Source organism: Paenibacillus sp. AK002, from assembly GCF_053903045.1.
Genome location: NZ_CP096377.1, coordinates 3,697,142 through 3,723,407, shown reverse-complemented (window position 1 = coordinate 3,723,407; position 26,266 = coordinate 3,697,142). Strand labels below are relative to the sequence as shown.

The following is a 26,266-nucleotide window of genomic DNA, read 5'->3' as shown; positions in this document are numbered from 1 at the left end:
GAAGGGGGAGCATGGGTTTGTTTGGATTACTGCTCGTTTTGCATATATTGGCTTCGATCGCCATCATTGGCCCAGCTTTCGTGATGCCCATCATTCGAAGATCCGCTAGAACCGTTGGCCAGCTGCACTTTACTTTTGGTATAACGACCAAACTTGCCATCATACCTAAAATGGGCGGAATTCTACTTATTATAACCGGTGTTTGGCTTATGATCATAACCAAGATGGGGATATCCCAAATGTGGCTGAATGCGTCCATCCTTTTATCGCTCCTCATGATCGTCCTCATCGACGGATGGATCGAGCCGCGTTTGAAAAAGATCATCAAGCTCATATCTGAAAATCAAGGCCAGAGTAATGAAATACCCGCCGAGTTCGGACTGCTGATCAAAAAGATCGTACCCATCGAGACGGCAGCACAGCTCATGATGATTGCCATATTGGTGCTTATGGTCGTAAAGCCTTTTTAAAAAGCCGATGGAGCGTCTACTTTTATAGCCGCATGATTTTGGTGATATAATTAGGAAAATGCTGGGCTAAGAGAAAAGGCGGTGATTGGAATAGGGAGTTTAAAGGTGATGGTGCGTTCTCAGATTTGGACGACACGACTTCACGAGCAGTCTGATGTCTTTCTTCACCACTTCCCAGAAAAAGAAGCAATCATTCGCACGCTGCTACATTGGATAGATGAACCGCCTAAGGACCGTGAGGTTGTGTATGAGTCGTTTAAGTTTGAGGGGGAGTGGGCGGGTGCCAACTTTTTAAATGAAGCCAAAACTCACTGATAGTCTGAACTAAAGAACACCTTGTTCCGTTAACGAGCGGCGCCAGGGGAGATAGCAAATGATTTTGGAGGTCTTTATGGGAGAAGCGAAGGTTCTAACAAAAGCGAAGAATAAGGCAAGAGAAATTAAACGGAATGTTTTTGTTTTGTTCCTGGCCTATAAAGATCCAAGAGTACCTTGGTACGCAAAGTTGTTTGCGGTGTTAGTGGTTGCCTATGCTTTCAGTCCGATCGATTTGATACCGGATTTCATACCCGTTTTAGGTTATCTTGATGATTTGATTATCGTGCCTTTAGGAATTACGATCGCCCTTAAAATGATTCCACAATCGGTTATTGATGAATGTAGAGCTAAAGCGGAGGAGATCAGGAAGCAGGGAAAACCGAAAAACTGGGTGACCGGCGCGTTATTCATTTTGAAATGGGTATTAATCGCCGTATGGGTCGGAAGCATCTGCTATAAATTTTTCACTTACGGTAGGTTATAACTGCTCTCAATTGCTTTTTTTCTCCTTTGATCGGCTCGCTGTTTACGGATTACTGCCAAGTGCTCACTTGCTATTTATCATGCCTGCGAGATACCGATAAAAGTCGCTATAATAGCGGCTTTTTTTGTTTTGTCCATACAAGATCTAGTCCCTAGCTGAGGACAAAAGCGGGTGTCGATTACCAAAAAGCTTTGTTCATGCTCCGTTCATATTGCATTCATTGAGAGGACATCTTGGTTGGCTAGACTTGCATTAGCGGACCCCATGGCCAGTGTACAGATAGACAAGAAGGAGCTGAAGAGTTTGACGCAACCAGCAGGAAAGGAAGTAAGGAATAGTACAAAAACAAAGAGAGTACTACATATTTTGCTTAAAATAATCGTCGCAGTAGTTATAGCCATCCTGCTTTTTATCGCCACCGTGTATTCCGTAAATAAAATCAGCAGTCATGCAGAACTAAAAAGATTGGAGCCATACGGTCAGCATGTAGCTGTAGATGGAAAACAGATGAATGTTTTCATTCAAGGTCAAGGTGAAGAAACCATTGTGATTCTTCCCGGTTATGGAACAGCGGCACCTGCACTTGATTTTAAGCCGCTCATATCAGAGTTAACCCCTTATTATAAAGTCGTCGTGATTGAACCATTTGGTTACGGTTTGAGCGATCAAACCCAGAAGGAGCGCAGTACTGCAAATATCGTAAGTGAAATTCACGAAGCGTTACAAAGTCTCCAAATCAATCGTTATATCCTCATGGCTCATTCCATTTCGGGGCTCTATAGTCTGGATTATGTGAACCAATATCCAGATGAAGTGCGTGCGTTTATCGGGCTGGATAGCAGCGTTCCGTCACTGAGCGAACAGAAGATTGATTCGTCAGACACAGAACCGGTTAAATGGTTCCGCAACTTGGGCTTCGCCCGGTTACAATTGAAACTAAGCACTGGCCCTTATGAAGGACGGCCGTATGATCAACAAACCAAAGAACAATTGAACATTATGATACGCAAAAACATGTATAACAACACGCAATTAAATGAGGCAGTGAGCATGTATTCCAACTTTAAAGCAGCAGAACAGATGAATTTTCCTCCCGATTTACCTATTCTTTTCTTTGTTCAAGCGAATCACCCTGTGACGGACCAATGGATCCCCGAGCATGAGAAGCAATTAGAGGAATCTGTACATGGCGAAATGGTTTTATTGGACGCGGGACATTATTTATATCGTTCTCATCCAAAAGAAATCTCGGACAAAATAAGGGATTTTACAGGCGGGATAAAATAATTAGATCACATCTTGGTGTAGATCGATTGCATTACCAAAAATGAACTTGAACGAGTTGAATGAAAGGGAGCAGATTGCGCCAGCAGCTGCTCCCTTTTTCAAATGAAGAAACGGGCAGGAAGAGGTAATAAATGAATATATCTATAATCGGCATATCCTCGTTGTCTTCTATTCAAATATGATGTTTATGTATTACGGTTAGAAATCGATCGTAGCCCGTGCATAAGTCTCTCTATGAATACATAACTAGGAGTGATAGAAATGAACATAAGAACATTGCGTTCAGACCATATTTATCAAAAAGTTGCCCAAGCTTCGCCCGAGGAAAAGCTTGAATTATTCAGAAACGAAATGATGGCTCCCTTTATGAAACAATGGCAAATTCAACAGATCCCTTTTCGAGCGGAAGAAGCGAACGGTTTTGACGTTATTACGTTTAATAGCATAATGCATCGATCTCCTGATCAGATTACCCCGCAGATTTCACATGAGGTAGAGCTGATTTCGTCAGATTCTTTTTGGTTAGAGTGTGAGCACGCCGTAAGGAAAAGCCTCCAACAATTTATGGAACATGAAATAAACCTTCCTGTTTCCGAATATTTATTTACCATTCAACTAGGGAATCCGGAAAGCCGTGCCTTAACCATAAACGAAGGTTATAGCGGCTTTGGGGGCATTCCCGGGTATATCTGGGGTACAATCTTGCCCAATGCCTACACGATTCCTCGAATGAAGGCTGCGCTCGCGCACGAGTGCAACCATAATGTGCGATATCAATTTATTCAGTGGGATCACACCGTTCATTTGGGCGAGCTCATTGTAAGTGAAGGATTAGCCGAAAACTACGCTACGTTCATGTTTGGAGAAGAATTGCTCGGCCCTTGGGTAACGAAAACAGACGCAGAAACACTGAACAGGCGCATAAAGCCTGTGCTTAAAGAGCAATTGCATTTAACGGGTTTTGATAATATCGCTACGTATCTTTATGGTGACGAGATCGCCAAACTTCAAAAGTTTAAACCGGTCAACATGCCTTATAGTGCCGGATACGCGTGCGGATATTATCTAATCCAATATTATTTAAGGAAAACAGGTAGAACGATTTTCGAGGCCACCATAACGCCTGCCGCTGAAATATTAGACGAAGTAAAAGAATTTTGGAATGAAGACACGGTGATCAGCTCTTAAGATCGCGTTCAAATAACAGATACCATTTGGAACTTACATTGCCCACGTGTGGGGCAGAGGGACAACGACATGCTCCCATTAAAAGCCGCTATTTTAGCGGCTTTTTTGCTTTAACTGGTACAAGTTGGTATCCAGAGTCGCCTGAAAAAACGACTTTGTTCTGCTCGTGATTATCTATTTTCGTCGAGGTTGCTAGTTAAGACCGTTAACAAGGAGAACTTTTCTTTACTGCTCAACACGCCAATCAACCTTTTTCAAGATCAATACGATGGAGATCAGCGAGAAAAACAAGAGAACAAGTGTGTTCCAGGCGACAGAGCCGGACCAGCCCGATATCAATACCTCCCGCATGGCCTCAGCGGCGTAAGTGGTTGGGAAGATGTAAGAGAACCATTGCAAGATCATAGGCAATTGATCCATATCCACCATGACAGGCGTCAAAAACGAGATGAACATCATGAGCGCCTGGACCAGCATGTTGGTCAATTGATGGCTAGGTGACCAGAAGCCGATCAGTACACCCGCGCCAACCACGCTAAAGACGGTGAGCAGCAATACAGGTACAAGTCCCCAGCTGTAGTGAAATTGAATGCCGTAAGCAAGTTGACCAATCATCGCCAGGATAATAAAAGACGGTACGCACATGATCAAGCCGCGCAGCAGATTAGCGAAGATGAAGTTTACCTTGGCGATCGGCAGAGACGAATAGTACGTGAAATGGCCTTGATGCTTCTGCCAGGATATCTCTTGAGCCATGGAATTGAGTCCCATGACGATTAAGCCGAATAGCATATTCCCCGTAATAATACGTGTCATGACAGCCGGCGTTGGGTCGACCGTAAAGAATTTGAGAAACAACAGCGTCGTTAACGGAAACATGCATGCCATGATGAAAATCCAAACCCATGCCTCGCGGATGATCGTAAATTGAATGCGGGCTAAGATCAGCCATTCCGTGATTCTGCGCTGGATTATGCTCTGCTGTTCGTGCCCTTGGAGAAAGACGGCTTCTTGCAGCTGCAAGTCATGGCTTTGCATGGATGGTTTTATCTTTTCCATGGTTAGACCACCTCCGCTTGGGCAGGCTTATCCTGATCGTCATCAATATGAAAATAGACATCTTCCAGATTCGGAGGGACCAACGAGTATTCTTCAATCGGTAATTGCAGCTCAGTGAGGCAGTCGATCGCGTAGCTGGCGTTTTGCTTCTCGATCAGTGTCCGGATTCGATTTTCTCCCGTTTTGGTCCACTGCCCCAGAGCGCTTAAGCTTCGGCAAACATAATCGCTTTCGCCAAAGGAAGTCGTAATTTCCAGCTTCATCCGTTGATCGACCCTTTGTTTTAAGACACCGACATGATCGATGGCCAATAGCTTGCCGTGGTTTACGACAGCAACTCTATCCACGACCTGTTCGGCCTCCAGCACGTTGTGTGTTACCAAGATTACGGTTACTCCTTGGCGATTGCGTTCCTGAATCAGATCCCATACGAGCCTTCTCTTTTTAGGATCTAGTTCATTTGTCGGTTCATCCAGGATCATGACGGGGGAAAAGCCGATCAAGCAAGTACCGATCCCGATTAAACGCTTTTGTCCGCCGGAAACGTTTTTCAACAGCTTGTGACGGAGGTCTTGCATACTAAAGCGTTCCAACAATTCCTCTGTTTGCTTTAAGGCGGACTCCTTCGTCAACCCACGCAATCTTCCTGTAAAATACAGAGCTTCCCAGGTTTTCAAACTGGTCAGGGCGTGAGGCTCTTGTGAGTAGTAGGCGACCTCCTGGGCAACTCGCTTTGTTTGCGTCTGCACGATGGTTTCTTTATAGCGTACCGTACCTGAGGTGGGAGCAAGGTGGCCTACCATCTGCTTAATTAGCGTGGATTTGCCCGCTCCATTCGGACCGAGCAAACCGAGAATTTCCCCTTGTTGAACGTCGAAGCTTATGTTTTGATTGGCGACAACCTTTCCTTTTTTGTATGTTTTATTCACATGCTCTAATTGATAGATCAGCTTCATCATGCTTGCCCCTTTCAGTTCGAACTATGTTTTTGCTGCTGCGTGTTTAAATTCAAAGAGAATTTGTTGACTGTGTAACGGTATATCAACAGGCGTTAATATAACGATAACTTATTGCTCTGAGAAGAAGTGAGGGACGGCAGAATGGTTTTCGTCTCCGTCTCAGGACGGAGATTGCATGCCGAGGACAGATGGCAGGCAAAACAAGAGGTGTGTCGACGGACAAGAACATGGCCCCATTGAAAAGTCGCTAATTTAGCGGCTTTTTTGTTTATCGGTAAAAATTTTATTTACATGTATTTTACTTGTATACGAATGAAGGGATATGTTAAGATGAGAGCGTAATGAAAGCGTTTACTATCCGTTTAAAAATTTATTCGCAAAGGGGAGAGTTTAGTGAGAAGCAAGTGGAGGAGCCGGATTGCCGCTGCCCTAACAGTCATCATGATGTTCGCAAGTATCGAGTGGGCAAAGTCGATCACGTATGCAGCAGACGAAGGATTGACAAACGTTATGATCAACGGCGGCTTCGAGGATTCTGAAGAAGATGGACGCTTGCCGGGCTGGCAGCCCGATGAAGACGCTGCTGTCATTACAGTAAGTGAGTCCGTGTACACAGACGGGGAACGAAGTCTTCAAGTGGAACGCCTGTCGCTCGGCGCAGGCTACGGAGTTGTGAGCGATGCATATGCCGCCCAACCATTCGGCAATGTCATCATGACAGCAAGCGTGCTATCGGATGAAGGACAAGGCGGCAAAGCAGACCTCAGGTTTTATGATGCAGGCGGTAAGCTTGTCTCCGTAGTGAGTGGCCTGGTCGGTGAACCATCGGGCAAATGGCAGAGTTTAAGAGTGGCTGCTTCTGCTCCGAAAAATGCAGCGGAGGTCAGGGTAGCCTTTGATTTTAATGGTGACCGAACCGGCAGATATTTCGTGGACAGCGTCACATTGGAGTCGCAGGCTTCCTTCCCGTACTTAACGAATTTAGGACCGCAATCTTCAAGTTTAACCTTAATGACGGCTGCATTCGGTAAAGATAGGAATGGTCAGGATGCTTTGTTTACGGTCGCACAGGGTGATCCGGCACAACTCATCGTGATGGATGTTGCTTCGAAAGAAGTGAAATCCACTCATCCACTTGTTGCGCTTGACGGGAGCAACGTTTCGGCAGCTTGGGCGATTGTGACAGCCTCCGACGGAAAGGTATACATCGGAAGTACGCCGAACGGAACGTTGTTTCAATATGATCCGGCAGAGGATAAGCTGCGTGCCATCGGGAAACCTGTTCCTACCGATACCGTCATCTGGACGCTTGTAGCCGGGGAAGATGGCAAAGTGTATGGAGGAACAGGATATTCCCAATCGCTGTTTGAATATGATCCCGTTACCGACCAGACTCGAATCCTTAAATCCTTCAAGACTTCATCGAAAGAGGCTCATATCCGCAGCCTTGCTTACGATTCCGATCGTCAAATGATCTATGTGGGGGGAGCCGACGTCGCTAAGCTTTATCAATACGATCTTGCTAGCGGCACGTCGATTGCGCTTCATCATCCTGAATTTAACGGTAAGACTTCGGTTTACGATCTCCAGTATGCAGGAGGTAAATTATTCGTGCGCGTGGATCCCGGACCGGTAATGTTCGTGTATGATCCCGATACCGCTAGCTGGCTCGTTAACAATAATACAGCCTATAATGCACGAGGATTTTCACCGTTATCGCCTGACGGCGGAGAGGTATTCTACACCTATTACGAAACCCTTCCAGGTGGCACGCAGCAATGGTCTCTCTATTCATACGACTTGAGAACGGGAGTTTACGGCTCGCTGGGTGTCGATGTCAAAGGAGCAGGCGTAGCTTTTGGTTATGTACAGCTGGACGAGGCAAAGTATCCGGGCTGGACATTAGTCGGATTGGCCGGAAATGGCGGAAGAGCATTTTATTACAATCTGGAAACCGGTTTGATTGAAACGCCAGAGCTTCCATTTCCGGCACAGTTTGTGGAATTGTTTAACATCGGGAAAAGCACAGACGGGCAGATACTGTCCTCTGGCTTCATTTCAGGAGGGGGAATGGGAATTTACTCGCCAACCCGTAACGAGACCGAGCATTATCCTCAAATCGGCCAAGTCGAAGGATTCGGTTCCTTGAACGGGAAAATGTATCTCGGCGTTTATCCTAGAGCGACTATCTTTGAATACGATCCAGCCAAACCATGGAATCGAACGGACCCATCAGAACCGAATAATCCGCTGCGGCTTGGTCAGCTGGGTTCAGAGCAGGACCGGCCCGTTGCCATGCTCGGGGTCGAGGAAGAAAACCTGTTATATATCGGTTCTTATCCAATCGCAGGCAAAACAGGCGGGGCTCTTACCGTCTACAATCCCGTTACCGGAACGTTTGATGTGAAACGTGACATTATATCCGGACATTCGATCAATTCGTTGCTTTACAAAAATGGAAAGTTGTTTATGGCCACCGGCTCGATGACAGGTGGAGAGGGGAAGCTTGCCATTTACGATACAGCATCCGGCCGAGTAGAGATGGAACAGATACCTGTTGCGGGCAAAAAAGCAGTAACCTCTTTGATATGGGGCCCGGACGGTAACATTTGGGGAATGGCGCTAGGGTCTCTGTTTATCTATGATCCGGAGCGCCAAGAGATTATTTACAGCGAAGATATGTTCCCTGCAGCAGATTATGCACACAGCAATCCCCGCTTAACCGTTGGAACCGACGGCAATGTGTATGGTACCATTTATACGGGATATGTTGCTGACCATACGTACACTAGCAAAATGTTTAAGATTGACGCTGCAAGCAAATCGCTGTCCATCTTGTTGGAGAGCAATGCGGAAAAACTGGCCCAGGACGATTTTGGCAACTTATATTTCAAATACGGTAGCGAGCTGATGAAGTATAGCGATCCGAATCTGGTCGTGCAGCTAGACAAAGTACAGCTTGAGGCTGAATCGCTCCAGCTTCACCCGGGAGATGAAGTCGGTTATTCCTACAAAGTATCCCTTGATAAAGGAAGAACGACTAAGGAGTTATCCGGCGCAGCCATTGAGTATTTGAGCAGCCGTCCGGACAAGGCGGAGATCGACCCGAAAGGAAAGATTATCGCCAAGCATCCGGGGCAAGCCGAGTTGTCGATTCGAATTACATTGAACGGGGTAACGGTTGAATCCAATAAAATCAAGGTGAAAATAACCGGCCCTTTTTAAAACGTGTATGTTATAGCAAAATGAGATGTTATCACGAGCTAGCTGCCGGGGACGATCAAATGGGAATTTAATGAAAGAAACTCCGAAAACCCACTATATTCAAGGGTTTTCGGAGTTCTTTTTTTTAGAGTCAACCCAGTACAGGGGTGGTCTTCATTTCATAGATTTTTTGGAGCGTATGGAAATGCTTCGTCTTTTCGTCATCGTCCTCTGTGTGGAGATACCACTCCACAAGCCTGTATCCGAAGCCGAGAAGGATCAGCTCGTAGACGCAATGTTCGGTGATAGGGGGAACATCCGCATATTCTGAAAAGCCTTTGTAATACGCGGGGACACATCGCTGGTAGTTTTCGACCATGTGATCGATATCCGCTTCATCCGCAATCAGGCTTGCGAGATCCTCGCCCAGGTAGCCCCATCCGGATGTATCCCAGTCAATGAGTGCGATTTTCTCGTCGGCATAGATCAGGTTGGTCACCCAGAAGTCCCGGTGGCATAGCACGAGAGGCAATTTTTCGATGCGATCGAGAATCTCGTCTGCATGCTCATCGATGTCGATGATCATTTGCCGCACGTGCTGCGGGAAATCGCAGTTCTCCGAGCGTATATAATCGTAGACGACCGGCCAAGACCGGTAATGGAGATACGTATTCTTCATGAGATCCGCATGGCTCAGGTTGGTCAGGCTCTGCAGCACAGCGGGCTGCTCCGCATACAGCTTGCCTTGATAGCGTCCTAACTCCAGCGCAGCCTGTTCATACATGTCAACGGTCAAATCTAAACCGGTTACGCCATCGATATATTCCAGCCACAGCTGGAATTCATTTTCCTCGGCATTGATCTCGGCGTGATAACATGTCGGCCAGCGGAAGGCATCCGAGAACGTCGCTCCCAAGTCAGACGCATAAAGATCATATTCCCGGCGCCATGAACCGGGATCGCCGTAACGCTCCCATTTCTGCTGGATTTTGAGCACGATACGGTACGGCCATTTTTCGCCATCCGCGGTATCGGCGATCCCCGTTACCAGGTACACATTTCCCACAGTTCCGCCCTGTAACGGCTTGGTTTGGCAGTCGGCCGAGATGATATCCTTCTTGAACTGTCGGCTCAAGGCATTGATCAGCGTTTCGAATTGAATATTCATATCTTCCATCCTCCATCCTCCGTTTTTTTTCGTTTGCTTGCTCCACATGGCGTTCGTTTTGTTTCGAGCTCTCTTGTCGATGAGGTAGCTGGTTTTATCCTGGACATGCTTGTTCTCATGCTGCCGGGCCACATAATGCTCCCACCGTTCACGCGGCAATGAACCGTCGGCAAGCGCGGCAAGAACAGCACAGCCCGGCTCGGCCTGATGGCGGCAATCCGTAAATCGGCACTGCGGGAACCATGCCTCCACATCGGTAAAGCTTGCGTGTAGGCCTTCGTCTGCATCAATCCCAAGCTCACGCATACCCGGCGTATCAATGAATGACCATCGTACCGGAGGGCAGCATGAACAGCTGACGGTGCGTTGTCGTATGCCGTCCCCGGCTGTCGACCTCCCGGATTGCCTGAACCTTCATTACGTCCTGTTCTATCAACGCATTGAACAAAGACGATTTACCAACGCCGGACATGCCGAGAAAGACGACCGTTTTATCAGGCATCAAGTAGGGATCGAGTTCGTTCATCCCCAGGCCTGTATGATTGCAGATCGCGTGAACCGGTACATCGGGGATGATTTGTGTGACTTCTGCGAGCAGGAGATTATAATCTGGGGCGAGATCAGCCTTGGTCAGAATGATGACCGGCTGGCCGCCGCTCTGCCTGGTTTGTGTCAGATACCGCATGATACGGGTAGGGTAACATTGAAATCCCAATTCAGAGAAGAAAGGATAAATACATAGTCAATAAGCCGCCTTGAATTGCTTCTATTTCTGTGTAGCCATAAGTTTTCAAATCCATCATGGTTTTTTGATAGCTCCTTTAATGTTTTTTTTGGACGCAAAAATGCCACGGACAAGCAGCCTCTAAAGAAGCTGCTGTCGCGCGGCATCAGGACGCAAAAAAGATACGACCTTCATCGTATCTCGCAAACAGCAATATTCACGAAAGGTTACTTTGAATGGCATACCAAATAATACGGGCGTTGTCCCGCTTTATTCCCGTATGCCTGCTATTCAGTTTTAAGACCAAACCACCATATAAGTAGTCGCCATTAGAACACATCTCCCTTCGTGATAGGAACTAGCTTATCGCTAAGCTTTCTATAAAATAACCTATTTTGGAAAAATAATCAATGACTAACAGCGCAGAATGTGCCAGCTTGCTCCATCGGGTCTGCGAACGAACGGAAAACGATGGCTCAGTATACAACTAGAATCGAACAAGAGCGTGACTGTCTGCTATCGGACACGAATTATTTGCTTTACTTAAGCGAGGATCGAGGCGTATAATCCGTTAAGACATCGGAGCTAGAAGAGGAGAAATCATAATGAACAATGGGTTGGTTAACGCTATTATCGCGTATATCATGTGGGGGGTTCTCCCGCTTTATTGGAAGTTGTTTGAAAATGTGCCGGCAGGCGAAATTCTGTCGCATCGGGTTGTCTGGTCGTTCGTCTTCATGGGTATTCTCGTCGCCGTCCAGCGACGCTGGGGAGACATGAAGCGGGTTGCGGCTAGCCGCTCGCTCCTGCTGTCGCTCGCCGCCAGCGGACTGCTGATCGCTGCGAATTGGCTCATTTTCATCTGGGCGGTCAACAACGGCCATGTTGTCGAGACAAGTCTCGGCTATTATTTGAATCCGTTGCTGAACGTACTGTTAGCGGTCGTCTTCCTTCGTGAAAAGCCTAACCGCGGCCAATGGCTCGGGATTGCCATCGCTGGTGCCGCGGTGCTCATCATCGCCATCGACTACGGGCGGTTCCCGTGGGTCGCGATCTCGTTGGCCGTATCGTTTGGCTTGTACGGCCTCGCGAAGAAAAAGATCGTGCAGGACGCTTCTGTAGGCTTGTTGTCGGAGACGGCTGTAATCCTGCCCGTTGCGCTCGGTTACTGGATCTATTTGGCTGCCGTGGGCAAGACGACGGCATGGACGCTGCCTGCGCCGGTGTTCGTCGAGCTGCTTCTTTCCGGCGTGGTAACGGCGCTGCCGCTGCTCTTCTTTGCGCGGGCGGCGGCCCGGATGGCGCTATCCACGCTCGGCTTCGTACAATACATCGGGCCGACGATCATGCTGTTACTGAGCATATTCGTGTTCAAGGAATCGGTCTCGCCGGTTCTGCTTATCGGCTTCGCGCTCATCTGGACAGCGCTCGTTGTATACGCTGTGGCATCGGTTCGCAGCACGAAACTCGCGAAGGCGAGCTGACGGTAAGGGCGCCAAGGTACAGACATAACGGCCATTTTCGTCCGATAGGGGCGGAGATGGCCGTTTTCCGTTACATATTCCGTTTCTCTGAAGTTGCTGACGTCTGCGCCGATGATAATTACATTGTCAAGGATTCGAGAGATGGCGGGAAGAGATATCAGTTATATCAGACGTTAACGACGAAGTGTTTTGGCAATGAATCCAACGATGAATCCCCAAATCGCATTTATAGCAAAGACACTTACAAGAGCAAACGGATTAGTTAATGGACCTTGTAATTTTCCATCAAGAAGCGGAGAGACTATGCCGCTAAGGATGACGGCATATAAGGCATAACTCATACCCGCAAAAATAAGAATGACCACTGGAGAAGCGGGTTTCTTAATTAATACGATAACCAGCCAAGCTAAGGAGATAAGGATCGTCATGAGAATGCTGCCGAATTGTTGTCCGATCAGATCCATGATCCCCGTCATCTTCATTATGGGTCTCACTAGAGCTAATGCGCCAAGTCCAAGAATAAACATCAAATTTTCTTTCATGATATCGATCGTTTTCATTATAAACAATTCCTTTCTGGTGTGATGGAACGATGTGAGGACCAAAATTCTTGATTTTCTCGAAAGCGGATGGGGCGGCCTAATGTTCATTTCTGAATTTCTAATCCGTAGCGTTCTTGTTTACCGTTATAAAATAACAAATTCATGTTGTGAACTTATGACGATACATTGTGTTTTACGTGAAATTTCGTCTGTTTGAAATCTTTATGAAAAACTACCATTCGAAGGTCAGCCATTAAGGGGATATTTGTAGAATTAAAAAAAGACAACCAATTAATGAGGTTGTCTATACATAGGATAAACAATGCACATGCGATGGGAGGAAGGATTCGTACTCCCTGCGCCTGTTTTCAGTATATTTTTATATTAATGTAAAGAAAATGGCACGGATCTCTGAAAGCTGTTTCATGGGTGGGGGAGCTACTCTTTAACCGAACCCAGCGTAATTCCGTGAATGAAGAAGCGCTGGAGGAACGGATAGACGATGAGGACAGGCAGCATGGCGATGAAGATCTTGGCGGCATCGAGTGTCCGGTTGGATAACTCAGACAAGCGACGGTACTGATCCTCGGACATCGTCGATGGATCGACCGAGACGACAAGCTGCTGGATATACGTTTGGAGTGGATAGAACTGCTCACGGGACATGAAGATCAGACCGTACAAGAATTCATTCCAGTGATACACGATACTGAACAGCGAGACGGTCGCCAGCACCGGCACGGCCAGCGGGATATAGATCTTGTACAGGATGTACCATGGTCCCGCGCCGTCGACAAGGGCGGCTTCGTCCAGCTCTTTGGGCAGGTTGCGGAAGAAGTTCATCGTGAGGATGACGTTGAAGACGAGTGTCTGCGCACCGCCGACCAGGACAAGTGCCCAGATGCTGTTCAGCATGTTGAGCTCTTTGACCGTCAGATACAGCGGGATCAGACCGCCGTTGAACAACATCGTGAAAATGAGAATCCACATGAACACATTGCGTCCCTTGAACTCTCTCGCTGTCCGCGAGAGCGGGTAAGACATGAGCACAACCATGATAAAATTGAGCATAACCCCCAACAGCACTCGCTGGGTCGAGATCCAGAAGGACCGGAAGAACTGTTGGTCATTAAGAATCTGGGCGTATGCGTTGAGATTGAAATCGACCGGCCATAGCCAGACCTTACCGGCCGCAGCGGCAGAGTTGGAGCTAAGCGAAAGGGAGAGGGTGTACCAGATCGGCAGGATGCATGACAAAGTAATGCCTATCAGGACAACAATTAGTATAATATCCGTCACACGGTTGCCGAACGTCCGGTCTCTGACCACGGTCAGCACCTCCTACTCTAGTTGGAATGGGATGGGTTTATATAGCTTTGCAACAGGATGAATCCTTAGAATATGCGATAGTTAACAAAACGGTAAGCCAGATAATACGAGACGGATATCAGCAGGAAACCCACAACGGACTTCAGCAGGCCGACGGCGGTCGCAAGTTCATATTGCAGGTTAAGCAAACCTGTTCGATAGACCCAGGTATCAATAATATCACCTGTAGAATAGACGAGCGGGTTGTACAGATTGAAGATCTGGTCAAAGCCCGCGTTAAGCACATTACCCAAGCTGAGAACCGTGAGCAATACTGCTGTCGTGCGGATCCCGGGCAGCGTGATATGCCAGAGACTTCTCCAGCGTCCTGCTCCATCGATGTTGGCAGCTTCGTACAGTGCCGGGTTGATCCCGGTAAGCGCGGCAAGATAGATAATGGTGCCAAAACCGAATTCCTTCCAGACGTCACTGCCGACAACGAGGAACGGAAACAGCTGGGAATCGGCAAAGAACAGTTTGGGCTGGAATCCGAACAATGCAGTCAGTTGATTGACGGGTCCGTTATAGGAGAACAGATCGAGTACAATGCCCCCCAGAATAACCCAAGACAAAAAGTGGGGCAGATAGACGATAGTCTGAATCCAGCGTCTAAGAATCATCAGACGCAGTTCATTGAGCATGAGTGCAAACAACAGTGGCGCAATCAGATTGGCGACAATCTTCATGGACGCGATGACAAGCGTATTGCTGAAGACTTCCTGTGTATCCTTCAGCAATAACATATATTTGAAGTGCTCAAGCCCTGCCCAATCCGAGCCCAGGATACCTTTGCCTGGATTAAAATATTGGAACGAAATGATGATGCCGAACATTGGAACGATGCTGAAGACGAACAGCCATAGAAATCCCGGGATCAGCATCAGATAATAATGTTTGGCGAAGCCTTTCATACGCATGACAGCACTCCCTTCCCCCGAATCTTGCATCGAGTGTTCCAGAGCTCCTGACGGGTGCCGGGAGCTCTGGCTATGTGGTTCTTAGTATGCCTTAAGATCACTGCGCAAGCGCGTCCTTAACCTCCTGGGTAATCTGGTCGCCGCCTTGACGTTTCCAGTTCTCGACGAAGGAGTCGAATGTCTCCAGTGGAGCAGCACCCATGATGATGCGCAGGAAAGTTTCGTCCTCTAACTTGCGCAGATTCACCCAACGGCTCTCCATTAACGGTGTCTGCTCATACAGAAGACTGGGCACCTCCTCAAACTCGGTATCAACCAGCGGCCTGCCGCCCACCATGATGGAGTACGATCGAGTCCATGCTCCCCAGTTCGCTTCAGGGTTCCATGTTGAAAGATCCATAGAATCGTAAGGCTCGTTTTTGATCGTCTTGATGCTTGCGATGTCCGAAGGCAGCAGTTTGTAGGCCTTGTCATTTGCAAAATCCTCGGCGGTTTTATTGCCTGCCAGCACATCACGGAGGGCTTTGACTGTAAATTCAATTTCGTCGGATGGTGCGTATACCACGCGGAGCGGGTAGTAACCAGGACCGCCTTTGCTCGGGTCAAAGGTGTTCTCTTGCTCGTTTTTAAACAGATTGTTTAGCAATTTCATAGGAACTTCCGGATGCTCGTAATCTTTCCGAACCACCACAAACTCAGTAGAAGGTGTAGCAGCATGTGGTCTAAATTCGCCATTTTGATTCAAAGGCAGAGCATAAGCCTGCCAATTGGCTTCGGCATCATTTTTTACGGCATTGGTTAGCGGGCCGTAAGCCATCCACCATGGCGCAAAGAACATTCCGGATTTTCCGGCGATAATGGGCTCATCTGCTTTGTTACGAACCCCCATCTCTGGATCAATAAGTCCCTTGGAATACAAATCTCTTAAACTAGCTAACGCCTCACGAGTCTCCGGCAGGATTGAGCCGTATACAGGGCTGCCATCCTCGCCCTCGAGCCAGTATCCAGGGAAGGAGTCATGCGCGGAGAAGATTGCGTCAAAACCGTATAAATTGTTCTTCGACTCAAGGAAGTTCGCATACAGCTTGCCACCACTTTCAGGTCCGGTGATCCCAATCGTATCGCGCTGACCGTTACCATCAGGATCTTTTTCGACGAAAGCACGGGCGACTTCCTCAAGTTCTGCCATCGTGGTTGGCGGTTCAAGGTTCAGCTTATCCAGCCAGTCCTGCCGGATCCACAAGAGGTGAATGCCATCGGCATTGGCTTGCACACCCGGAAGGGCCATCATTTTGCCATCGAATGTTACCGCATCTAAGGCAGCACCGTTGGTGTTTTCAATGATTGTCTTTATATCCGGGGATGCATATTGTTCATACACCTCCGTTAAATCGGCAATTTGGTCGGCTTCGACCAATTGGCGCAGCTCAACGGCATTGACGACCATAGCATCCGGCAAATCGTTACTTGCAATAGCGAGACTAATTCTCTGACGAAGATTCTGCCCAGAGGCAGCAAATTGATGATCGACGTCCACATTAAGCGCTTCCTTAATCTGACGAGTGTATTGATTGTTGAGCGGCGTGTCGCCAGGAGGCAATTCATTATCGGTGGGATCGATTTCAATACTGATGCTGATCTGGACAGGTTCTTCGTAGCGGCCAAATGGATCGGCGGGTTCGCTTGACTCCGCGCTTTTCTCCGGTGCAGCCGGCGTGTTATTCGTTGTATTGCTGCAAGCTGCTAGAACGAGAAAACAGGCCAGTAACAGCGCTAACGTTTTTGACATGTTTTTCATAATTACACCCCTTCTTTCAGATTAATGGAATAACTATTCGTATGGACCATTTAACTGTAACACAATGAAACCGCCTTCAAGGATAGAAGGTGGTTTCTTAATGAGGGGGTCATATGTACAAAAATTTACGGCTGTTGCGGGTGGTTGGACATTTCACACACTAAGGAGAAGACATTTGTCTACCCGTGATTTTTTCAATTGAAAGATAACGGCTTTGGCACCTGATTTATTGAAATCTCTGCTCAATAATCATTTTAATTTGTGTTATATTCTAGAAAGATTTTCCCGCCTATTTCTGATTATGCACGTCATAGACCATATGATTCAAAGAGAGGAGGAGCCAATAATCGATGGGGATGAAACGATGAAACCGGAAAAGGATTGGAAGTCCCGCCTGAAGCGATTGACCTTGAAAAATCGAATTCTTTTACTGTTTGCCGCAGCAACATTGATCCCTTTCATCTGCACCTGTTATCTGTCATACAACACCATTACATCCATTCTGAATACGAAGCTGCAATCCGGCATTCAAAGCAATTTAAAGCAGGTCCGATTGTCGCTTGAGAACACGCTGGACAACCTGAATCACGTTTCCCAACAACTGACCTTTAAGGGGAACGTCGGTAGGCAGCTTGAGAAGTTTTTGATGGCGAAGCAGCCGTATGATCGGAGTTATCTGACGGATGAAATCAAAAACCAGCTGAATCTAATCACGTTCACCAATCCCAATGTCGGATTAACGCTGTATTATCTACGCGACGATCAGACCACTCTTTTTGAGAATACAGGCATGAAACAGCCATTCGATATCGATGACCTTCCCATCCTAGCAGCGTATTATGGCATCACCTATTTTGGACCGCATATCAGTAAAGATCGATTCAACAATCAGTATGTGCTTTCCGCCTTGAGAAAGGTTGATTTGCCGGAGAGGGAGGATGCCTATGTCTACATTGAGTCCGGTTTCAAGCTGACGCAGAGCATTCTTGATTTGGATGAAGTCAGCAAGCATACCAATCATTTAATACTGGACAACAACGGAAGAATTTCATACAGCGAGCTTCAAGATATCTTTCCTGAAAATTCATTTTTTTCGGACTCTCTAGCGCCTTCCCTGGTGACAGGTATTACGTCCGACTATTATTGGTATCGACAAGTCAGCAATCAGGGCTGGAGTGTGGTCTCGCTTATTGCTAAATCCGACTACAACCGCGAGAAAAATCGCTGGATGATACAGATGCTGGGGCTGGCGCTGCTGTTCGCTGTAGTTAGTCTGTCGATTGGCTGGCTTCTATGGAAAATGGTGTACCGGCCGCTGTCGCGCTTTAATAAGGAGATCAAATCGATTGCGGGCAGCAATTTTAATGCGGCTGCCACGCAATCGCGCATCCCGGAATTTGAGATGGTGTTAAACCAATTTCAACATATGAAGGTTCAGATTACGCAGCTGTATTCTGAAGTCAAGGCCAAGGAGAAGCGCAGAGCGGATCTGGAGATCGAGAAGCTGCAGTATCAGATTAATCCGCATTTTCTGATGAATACGCTAGATACCGCGCACTGGCTAGCCGTTATGAACGGTCAGGAGGAGATCGACAGGCTTGTCACTTCGTTAAACAAACTGCTTTACTACAATCTCCGCAAAGGCAACAGTGTCGCGACCATCAGAGATGAGATTGATTCACTGAAGCAATATCTCATTCTCCAGCAGATTCGATACAATTTTCAGTTCGATGTCAATATTCACGTGGACGACGCATTACTCGAAGTGACGGTTCCTAGATTCATTCTGCAGCCGTTGGTTGAAAATTCGCTGTATCACGGGCTCGATGATAACGGCAGAATCGAGGTGGTGGTTAGAAAGAATGACAGACTTGAGATCGAAATTCGAGATAACGGTGGGGGGATCTCTGAGGAAAAGATTGAGGCATTGCTTGAGCAGGAACAGACTGAGCGCCATCGAGTGGGGATGGGAATCGGACTGAATTATGTCAAACGAATGTTAGAATTTCATTACGAAGGGAAAGCGAGTCTTACGGTAACAAGCGAGCTTGGCAAAGGTACCCGCATCATCATTTCGATACAAATCGAGGAGGAGAATTTAACGAAATGATCCATGTTCTCATCGTAGACGACGACAAGCTTGTACGTAAGGGACTGATGTCTTTTTTGCCATGGGAATCGTTCGGAATGAGAGTTGTAGGCGAAGCTGCCAACGGGGAGAAGGCGCTCGATTTTCTGAAGGCGAATCGGGTAGATCTGTTAATGACCGATCTGGCCATGCCGGTGATGTCGGGCATCGAATTAATTCGGGTTGTGCGCAAGCAATATCCGAATATCGCGATCGCCGTGCTGACTCTTCATCAGGATTTTGAATACATCCAGGAAGCGCTTCGACTGGGTGCCATTGATTACATTGCCAAGGTAGAGCTTGAAAAAGAACAGTTCGAAGAAGTGTTTCAGCGCATTCACTCCCGCATTGTGGAAGTGAAGCAGAAGCACAAGAATGAGTCGGATTCGATAGTAGCGGCTTGTTCTTGCGATACGGCCTATGCGCTATTGACGTACCCGGATGAGCCATTAACAAGCAGAATGGTAGCGGATTGCGTTTCATTGGGCTGGATAGCCGAAGCGGATGGATCCGTTCTGATGTGGCTGACGGATCTTTCCAAGGAGGTTCAGTCTCATGGCAATGACGATGAAGACCCGTTGCCGCCGATTCCAGACGGAACGCGCAGCACCGGATGGCATATGGTACGACTACGGCATACAGCCGATTTATCTCCATCCGAGCTGCTTCAACGAATACGGGCCTACAGGAGCAGAGATTTTTTCTACGACTGTGACGGCAATGAGCCCTATCCGATCGAGAAGTCTGTCATGGAGCTGACGGCGGAACTTCCTGAACCGGGAGAAGAAGAGACCGCCACTGTGAAGGAATTACTGCACGCCTTCACCTGGGTCCATGACGATGAAGCCTTTGATAAGCTTTGTAGTCGATTGAAAAAACTGCGTATACCCGTCTCCAAGCTAATGCAATGGATCTATGGCTGTATGGTTGACTGGAACCGGCTTTATAGAGCGATACAACCTGATGATATCAAGATGCCTGATACATTTACGTGCTGGCGGGAGGTTGCGGACTGGCTGAAACAATTCAGGGAAAATGGGATAACGCTGTCAGGCAGCCTGCAGTTGAGCCCCGAAGTGAGCGGCAGCATTATGACGGCGGTCAAAATCGTGCACGACGAACTTGAGTTTCCGTTATTCGCTATCGATGTCGCGAAGCGGGTCAATCTGAGCCGAAGCTACTTCTATCAATGTTTCAAAGAAATCGTTGGCTATTCCTTCAATGAATATCTGCGCAAGGTACGGATCGATAAGGCGAGGGAATACCTGGAACAGACGGCCAGGCCAATTGTCTGGATTGCCAAGCAAACCGGATACGAGGATGAGAAATATTTCAGCAGAACTTTTCGAGAGCAGACAGGCATGCTGCCGAGCGAATATAGACAGCGGTATAAGGCGAGGTAGGCACTAGTTAAACTCCTGAAATACTAAAATTATTTTGTTACAAACAATAACTGTGATAAAATGTAATTATCAATAAATGGAAGGGATTGATATTATGAACTTATCAATCTTAGCTTTTATTTTTGTTGGGATCATCACTATCTATGCTATTGCATTTACAATGATAATTAAGCTACTTGGCCGGAAATTTAAAGACAAATCCAATATGTATTTTCTATATGCATCGATTATCTTGGTTATCCAATCATATCTTATAATTAAGGATTTTTTAGGAAAACAGCCTCTAAGTTCAGTCAATACTTTATTCTTCTTAATGGCGTTCATGCTGATTTTCCAAGGAATAAAAAGAAAAAAATCAAATATGTAGCAAGATCAATAAGCCACTTGGAAAGGAACCAGGTGGCTTATCTATGTCGTGTACAATTTTATCAAATATGATAAATATAATAGCCCCCCATTTTTACAAACGCTACAGCGATATCTTTGAAGGGGGAAGGGAATTCGTTGAAGGTTACTCCGGCAAAGGCTTCAGCAATGTTGAGGAAGGATTAGTAATCTATCGGATCAACATACACCCCAGCCTAGGAGAATATATAGGCTGGGCTTTTTATTTGCACTAGAGATTTTGAGGGATAGTTTATATAATATGTAATATATTAACATTCCATGTGTTAGAAAGGCGAAGCAGGTCCTAGATTTGCGAGAATGATAAAGAGATAAATTATTGAGCTGAAAGGTGGAAAAAGGTGATACTAAAAAAAAGAAGAGACCGGATGTTCTTTGTATTTATCAGTGTATTGTTTATCCTCATTACTGCAGGATGTTTTGCATCACAGGAGGCTCATCAGCTTGAGCAAGTGAAAGAGCAAGTGAAAGAGCAAGTGAAAGAGCAAGTGAAAGAGCAGAAGCAGGGGCAGGAGTACGACCAAGGAAGTGGAATGAAATTTTCCAGCCTTTCTGAACAGAAGATCGAGGATATCGCTAAGCTCAGTAAGGTATGGGGATTGGTGAAATATTACCATCCTAAGGTTGTATCTGGGGAAATAAATTGGGATTATGAGCTTTTTCGTGTGATGCCTTCTATTATAGATGAAAATTCGGATGTGAACTCAATCCTCTATGAGTGGGTTCATACGTTAGGTAATGAGAGCATTTCCGGGGATCTTGAACAGCAATACCAGTTTTCCGATGATTCCATACAAATCAGTCCAACCACAGATTGGTCCAAGGATGAGGAATATCTTGGAACAGATCTGAGTCTTGAATTATCAAAAATTTTAGATTCTAACATTTCAGAACGAAAAAATGCATACGTTAGCTTTAATGATGAATCACCCTTAGGGATTATGCATAATGAAAACGCTTATACTAATATGAAATTTGATGACACGGGCTACAGGTTGCTTGGTTTATTCCGCTATTGGAATATTATCGAATACTATTTTCCTTATAAAGATGTCATCGAAGAGGATTGGGATCAAGTGCTTATAGATTTTATTCCTAAAATGATAGATGGATCTGATTATCATTCCTATTTCATGACATTAGCAGAACTAACAACTAGAGTACACGATTCTCATGTTTATTTGAGTGGCAAAAATAGAGAGTCCATTACTGAGTATTTTGGAACGTATCGGCTTCCCGTAAACTTTGTTGAAATTAACAATCAGATTGTTATAAGTACAGTCCATAACAAATGTGGACTTGAGGTCGGAGACATTGTACTAAAAGTAGGTGATAATAATATTGATGAATTATTAGAAGATAGAAGAAAATACATCTCACAATCACGAGAAGACACGTCAGGACATGTCTATAATGCAATATTCCGAACTCATCAAAAGAATATGGACGTTACTGTCATTCGACAGGGAAAAACAATGAACATAAGTGCGACGAGCAGCCTAGAAGAGAATAATTACTTTGTTTATACGAAATCACAAGCAATGGAGAACGGAGAGATCTACTATATTAATGCCGGTCTGTTGGAAGATGGCGAGATTGATAGCATCATGAAAAAATGGTGGGACACTAAAGGTCTGATTGTTGATCTTAGAAACTACCCTTCTAGCTCAGTTGACTATAAATTGGCCCAATATCTGATCCCTTCTGAGGAAGAGTTTGCCAAAGTATCACTTCCTAATCGTGCAGTACCAGGTGAATATTATTTTGAACCTCTTACCTCAGGGAAGCCTCAACGGACAGATGACGAGGTTTTTAAAGGGAAAATTGTGATTCTAATCAATGAACATACGATTAGTAACGGTGAGTTTACAACGATGTTGCTTAGAAAAACAGAAAATTCAATAGTTCTTGGGAGGCCAACTGCTGGAGCGGATGGCAATGTATTTAATATTACTCTTCCAGGAAATATAAAAACTGGCATAAGTGGAATTGGTGTATTTTATCCAGATAAAAAACCAACGCAAAGAATAGGAGTGCAGCCTGATATTCGTCTTGATCCAACCATTGAAGGAATGATGGAAGGTGGGGACGAGTATGTTGAGAAAGCCGTAGAAATAATTAAAGATGGTGATTAAACTAAGGCGAGGCAAATGGCTACATGCATGGAGCCTAAAGGTAATGATTCATCCACGCAAACAGCGTGTACCGATAGGTACACGCTGTTTAGGCTAATCTCTAGCATCGATTTTCAGCTGTCCAATTGTTGATTTAAGATATTCAGCAGGTCCGCAGCCTGGAGCAGCAATGCCTCTTTGGCTGCCGGAACGATATAGGCATTCATTTTCGGATCCGCAAGATCTCGGGTGAATTTCTCAAGATGGTGGATGGCCTGAGTCGTGTGTTTTTTGAGCAATTGATGTTCGGTCTGCTTCAGGCTGTTCGCCAATTGATTCGCGAGCGGCTTAAGAATCTCGCCCGAAGCCAGTCGAAGATTGAATTCCTGTTGAAGTTTCTCTGATAATTGTTCCGCAGTTGCATTGACTTCAACCACTACCAAGTTGGAGAGCACGGTGATACCGTTCAAAACAACCGTGGCCTGTAGTTCTGCCCTCCCGGCACCGACAGCTTGTATGGTACCAGAATCGGAAACGGTGATGATGCCTTCGTCAGAGCTCTTGTAGTTGATCGAAGCTTGGGCCAAGTCTGCGGATTTTCCATTAAACAGGGTTCCGCTCAGCATAAGCTGTGCCTGATCTCCAACAGTGAGTAACGATTCATCCAAATTCAATGCGACTTCTTTTAAGGCAATTGGCAGCTTCTTGAGATGGGAGCCTTCCGCATAATAAATTCCGCCATCTTCTGCCAAGGTCATGAGGTTGACGCTGTCCGCTATTTTTTTGGAATCCATTGTTTCCGGATTGATCACCGTTAGAGTACGACCGACCGTGGTGTAGAGCAGACCATCGTCGCCAAAACGGAGAAAATAAGGTCTCCATGTACTTCCGGACGGGGTATTCGGATATAACAGCCTGCTCTTTTTGATCACCTGTGTTACTGCGTCCATGGCGAAGACCGAATATACGGTGGTTCCTGAAGCTGTTTTCCCCCAAGTCACACCCCATAAAAGCCCGTCTGGCCCTTCCTTCAGGTCACCGATCAGCTGGTGGGATGTCATGCCGGGGATCGCAGGAGAGAACTCCTTGACTTTGCTTTTGGTTTTGGGATCAAAAATAAACATTTTGGCTTCCGAAGCTGCGGGGGTCGAGCCTCCGCCACCATGGATCGTTGTTCCTCCATAGACCAGACCGTCTTTATAGGCAACGGACATCACGCTTTGATTCTCCACAATATCCGGAATGGTGGTCCAAGTATCGGTTGGTTCATCATACATGGTCAATGCCCCTTTAACGAGACCATAATCGGCGATCGTTCCGATGAACAGCTGATCGTCGCCTGATGCGAAAGCGAACGGCCTGCTCTGACCATCCTCAATATTGAATGCGAGCGAAGGATTGACGTCTTTCTTGTATGGCTGAGAGGGATCATATCTATAGATGACAGCGCCCCCATAAGTGCCGAAATATACTTTGTCGTTTAAAAAGCCGATCCCTTCGATTTGAGGAAAGACACGTTCCTGTAGTTCATACGCATTGGAAACTGGATTAAAGATGGATAAGGCTGTATGGAAGCCTCCCATATACAGTTTCCCTTCCGGCCCCATCTCCATGCTCTGAATATCAATGCCTTCCGCTTCAATTTCAGGCATAATGGTTTCGACAGACCGATCTTCAGGATCAAATAATACGTATTCCAGCTTTTCTGTTACCATGGCCAGCAAGGTTTTGCCGGCTTTATGCCCGGTTTGAGGAGTAACCCAATCATAGGCCCGCACCGTTGAATTTGGCAGAACGACACCCTCTAAAGGGATGATTTCATTGGTTGCCGTATTATAGGTGACTAGTTCACTGTTAACTACATTCCGGAAATACACCAGATCTCTGTCCAGTGGGGAAGGAGGGGAGATCATACTGTCAAAACGGGTTGGAGAAGGCCAAGGGAGAGATTGAAGCACTTCTTCGGTTTCTTCATCCAAAATAAACAGGGTAGTAGCACCGGACCGTACGAACAGCTTTCCATTATACGACCAGATGTCGGCGATCATGTCATTGGCTCCTGAGTTCGGGAGCTTGACTTCAGATTGTTCACCTGTATGACGATCAATCTTGTATAAATAAGCAGGGTTTCCCACCCCGACATAGATATACTGCTCGGTCACACCGATTCCTCGAGCGTACATGACGTCCTCACGAACACTTCCGAGATCACGGAATTGATTGGAGGCAATATCATACTCGAAGATTTTGGAGTTTGGGTACGTGGCTCCGTAAATTTTGCCGTCCGAGGTGGCTGCCAAATCCCAGACCAGCTTTTCAGATGGATTGACGCCTACAGACTCCAATGTTTTTGCGGCAGGGGAATAACGATACAGCATTCCGTTCTCCACGCCGGATATGTAAACATTGCCGTCGGAACCGGCTGCTACACCGTATACCGTGTTCACGCCATGGACCGGAGAGGAATAGATGACTTCGCCGGTTGCGGCATCCAGAGCATAGAAGGTCGAAGGCGTTCCATTCGTTGCAAAGTAAACCTCGCCATTCGCCATGGCGGCCCCGCTGGTTTTGACCGTTTTCGTCGCTGCCCCCAGATCAATCGGATCCCCGAAGGCAACGGGGATATCTGCTGCAGTGGATGCGGACACGGTCATATGGTCGAAATAGGCGGTACTGTAGCCGGCAGTACCGGAGTACAGCATAATCTTGGCTGTAACGGCACCGGCTGGCGCGACGCTTTCATGCGAAAAATCCAACCAATCGCTGCTTACGGAGGAGAGGGAGGAGCGGCTGTTGCTGATTTCCTTATTATCGGCATCGTAGTAATATACAATCATCGCCACCGAGCCCTGTTCCAGCCAGGTTTTCACGGAGGTGACATAACGGCTTCCTTCCGTGACCGGAAAAGAAGAACTGATTAACCCCAGTGACTTTGGCCCTCCATCGACCATCTTTAAAGCGTAGTTTCCCTCATAGCTTTTGGAATCTGTGATCGAGATGGAATATTCATCAGTCAGCGGTGACCAATAATAGGTCCAGCCCGGTATTTCAGTACCACTTCCCAAGGTTTCAAAGCCCGCGTTGTTAATGACGGGAGAGGAATTGGAGACCATCATGGTGGAGCTCTGGGCAGATCCAGAAGCGAGAGGTACAAGTGAACTTAAAGTTAAGGAATAAGTGAACAGGATGGCCGTTTTTTTAATCCAGGAATTCATGAATTTCCTCCTTTTATGTGGTGAATTTCGA

General features: G+C 46.6%; 18 protein-coding genes. 9 read left to right on the top strand and 9 right to left on the bottom strand.

All coding sequences use genetic code 11. The annotated features are described in order from the left end of the window. The first annotated feature begins 11 nt into the window (after positions 1-11). From M1D70_RS16320 to M1D70_RS16305, 4 genes are all read left to right on the top strand, one after another. Positions 12-470, top strand: coding sequence for a DUF2269 family protein (locus tag M1D70_RS16320; protein ID WP_456287318.1), 459 nt, complete (start codon positions 12-14; stop codon positions 468-470). A gap of 391 nt (positions 471-861) precedes the next feature. Then, positions 862-1,272, top strand: coding sequence for a YkvA family protein (locus tag M1D70_RS16315; protein ID WP_456290453.1), 411 nt, complete (start codon positions 862-864; stop codon positions 1,270-1,272). A 264-nt stretch (positions 1,273-1,536) separates the two neighbouring features. Beyond that, positions 1,537-2,559 (top strand): alpha/beta fold hydrolase, encoded by a 1,023-nt coding sequence (locus M1D70_RS16310; protein WP_456287317.1) that lies wholly within the window; start codon positions 1,537-1,539, stop codon positions 2,557-2,559. Between the two features lie 261 nt (positions 2,560-2,820). Beyond that, complete coding sequence (locus M1D70_RS16305; protein WP_456287316.1) at positions 2,821-3,747, top strand: DUF2268 domain-containing protein; 927 nt, start codon at positions 2,821-2,823, stop codon at positions 3,745-3,747. Positions 3,748-3,972: 225 nt separating this feature from the next. On the opposite strand, the gene M1D70_RS16300 is transcribed toward M1D70_RS16305, so the two are convergent. Both M1D70_RS16300 and M1D70_RS16295 read right to left on the bottom strand, forming a co-directional pair. After that, on the bottom strand, positions 3,973-4,806 hold the full coding sequence (locus M1D70_RS16300; RefSeq protein WP_009590473.1) for an ABC transporter permease: 834 nt from the start codon (positions 4,804-4,806) through the stop codon (positions 3,973-3,975). Between the two features lie 2 nt (positions 4,807-4,808). Next, positions 4,809-5,765, bottom strand: a complete 957-nt coding sequence (locus tag M1D70_RS16295; protein ID WP_009590486.1) for an ABC transporter ATP-binding protein — start codon at positions 5,763-5,765, stop codon at positions 4,809-4,811. 393 nt (positions 5,766-6,158) lie between these two features. Here M1D70_RS16295 and M1D70_RS16290 point away from each other — a divergent pair, with 393 nt between their 5' ends. Continuing rightward, entirely contained in the window at positions 6,159-8,990 is a 2,832-nt protein-coding gene (locus M1D70_RS16290) for a hypothetical protein (RefSeq protein WP_456287315.1), read from the top strand. Between the two features lie 130 nt (positions 8,991-9,120). Here the strand turns inward: M1D70_RS16290 and M1D70_RS16285 are convergent, their stop codons facing one another. After that, positions 9,121-10,137, bottom strand: a complete 1,017-nt coding sequence (locus M1D70_RS16285; RefSeq protein WP_036671446.1) for a phosphotransferase — start codon at positions 10,135-10,137, stop codon at positions 9,121-9,123. A gap of 316 nt (positions 10,138-10,453) precedes the next feature. Next, positions 10,454-10,822 (bottom strand): GTPase RsgA, encoded by a 369-nt coding sequence (gene rsgA, locus M1D70_RS16280; RefSeq protein ID WP_456287314.1) that lies wholly within the window; start codon positions 10,820-10,822, stop codon positions 10,454-10,456. 644 nt (positions 10,823-11,466) lie between these two features. Here rsgA and rarD point away from each other — a divergent pair. Continuing rightward, positions 11,467-12,345 carry an EamA family transporter RarD gene (gene rarD, locus M1D70_RS16275; RefSeq protein WP_009590489.1) on the top strand — a complete coding sequence of 293 codons (879 nt, stop codon included), beginning with the start codon at positions 11,467-11,469 and terminating at the stop codon, positions 12,343-12,345. A 173-nt stretch (positions 12,346-12,518) separates the two neighbouring features. On the opposite strand, the gene M1D70_RS16270 is transcribed toward rarD, so the two are convergent. The 4 genes from M1D70_RS16270 to M1D70_RS16255 form a co-directional block, all read right to left on the bottom strand. After that, positions 12,519-12,905 carry a hypothetical protein gene (locus M1D70_RS16270; protein WP_009590498.1) on the bottom strand — a complete coding sequence of 129 codons (387 nt, stop codon included), beginning with the start codon at positions 12,903-12,905 and terminating at the stop codon, positions 12,519-12,521. A gap of 420 nt (positions 12,906-13,325) precedes the next feature. After that, positions 13,326-14,216 (bottom strand): carbohydrate ABC transporter permease, encoded by an 891-nt coding sequence (locus M1D70_RS16265; RefSeq protein WP_009590485.1) that lies wholly within the window; start codon positions 14,214-14,216, stop codon positions 13,326-13,328. Positions 14,217-14,281: 65 nt separating this feature from the next. Next, on the bottom strand, positions 14,282-15,172 hold the full coding sequence (locus M1D70_RS16260) for an ABC transporter permease (protein ID WP_009590468.1): 891 nt from the start codon (positions 15,170-15,172) through the stop codon (positions 14,282-14,284). A 97-nt stretch (positions 15,173-15,269) separates the two neighbouring features. Continuing rightward, complete coding sequence (locus tag M1D70_RS16255; protein WP_009590499.1) at positions 15,270-16,970, bottom strand: extracellular solute-binding protein; 1,701 nt, start codon at positions 16,968-16,970, stop codon at positions 15,270-15,272. Positions 16,971-17,334: 364 nt separating this feature from the next. On the opposite strand from M1D70_RS16255, the gene M1D70_RS16250 reads away from it, so the two are divergent. The 3 genes from M1D70_RS16250 (at position 17,335) to M1D70_RS16240 (ending at position 23,041) form a co-directional block, all read left to right on the top strand. Then, positions 17,335-19,080, top strand: coding sequence for a sensor histidine kinase (locus M1D70_RS16250; RefSeq protein ID WP_009590491.1), 1,746 nt, complete (start codon positions 17,335-17,337; stop codon positions 19,078-19,080). After that, positions 19,077-20,501, top strand: coding sequence for a response regulator transcription factor (locus tag M1D70_RS16245; protein WP_009590474.1), 1,425 nt, complete (start codon positions 19,077-19,079; stop codon positions 20,499-20,501). Before M1D70_RS16250 ends, M1D70_RS16245 begins: the two co-directional genes overlap by 4 nt. Positions 20,502-21,247: 746 nt before the next feature. After that, positions 21,248-23,041, top strand: a complete 1,794-nt coding sequence (locus tag M1D70_RS16240; RefSeq protein ID WP_456287313.1) for a S41 family peptidase — start codon at positions 21,248-21,250, stop codon at positions 23,039-23,041. Positions 23,042-23,154: 113 nt separating this feature from the next. Here the strand turns inward: M1D70_RS16240 and M1D70_RS16235 are convergent, their stop codons facing one another. Then, complete coding sequence (locus M1D70_RS16235) at positions 23,155-26,235, bottom strand: FIMAH domain-containing protein (protein WP_456287312.1); 3,081 nt, start codon at positions 26,233-26,235, stop codon at positions 23,155-23,157. Between the last annotated feature and the right edge of the window lie 31 nt (positions 26,236-26,266).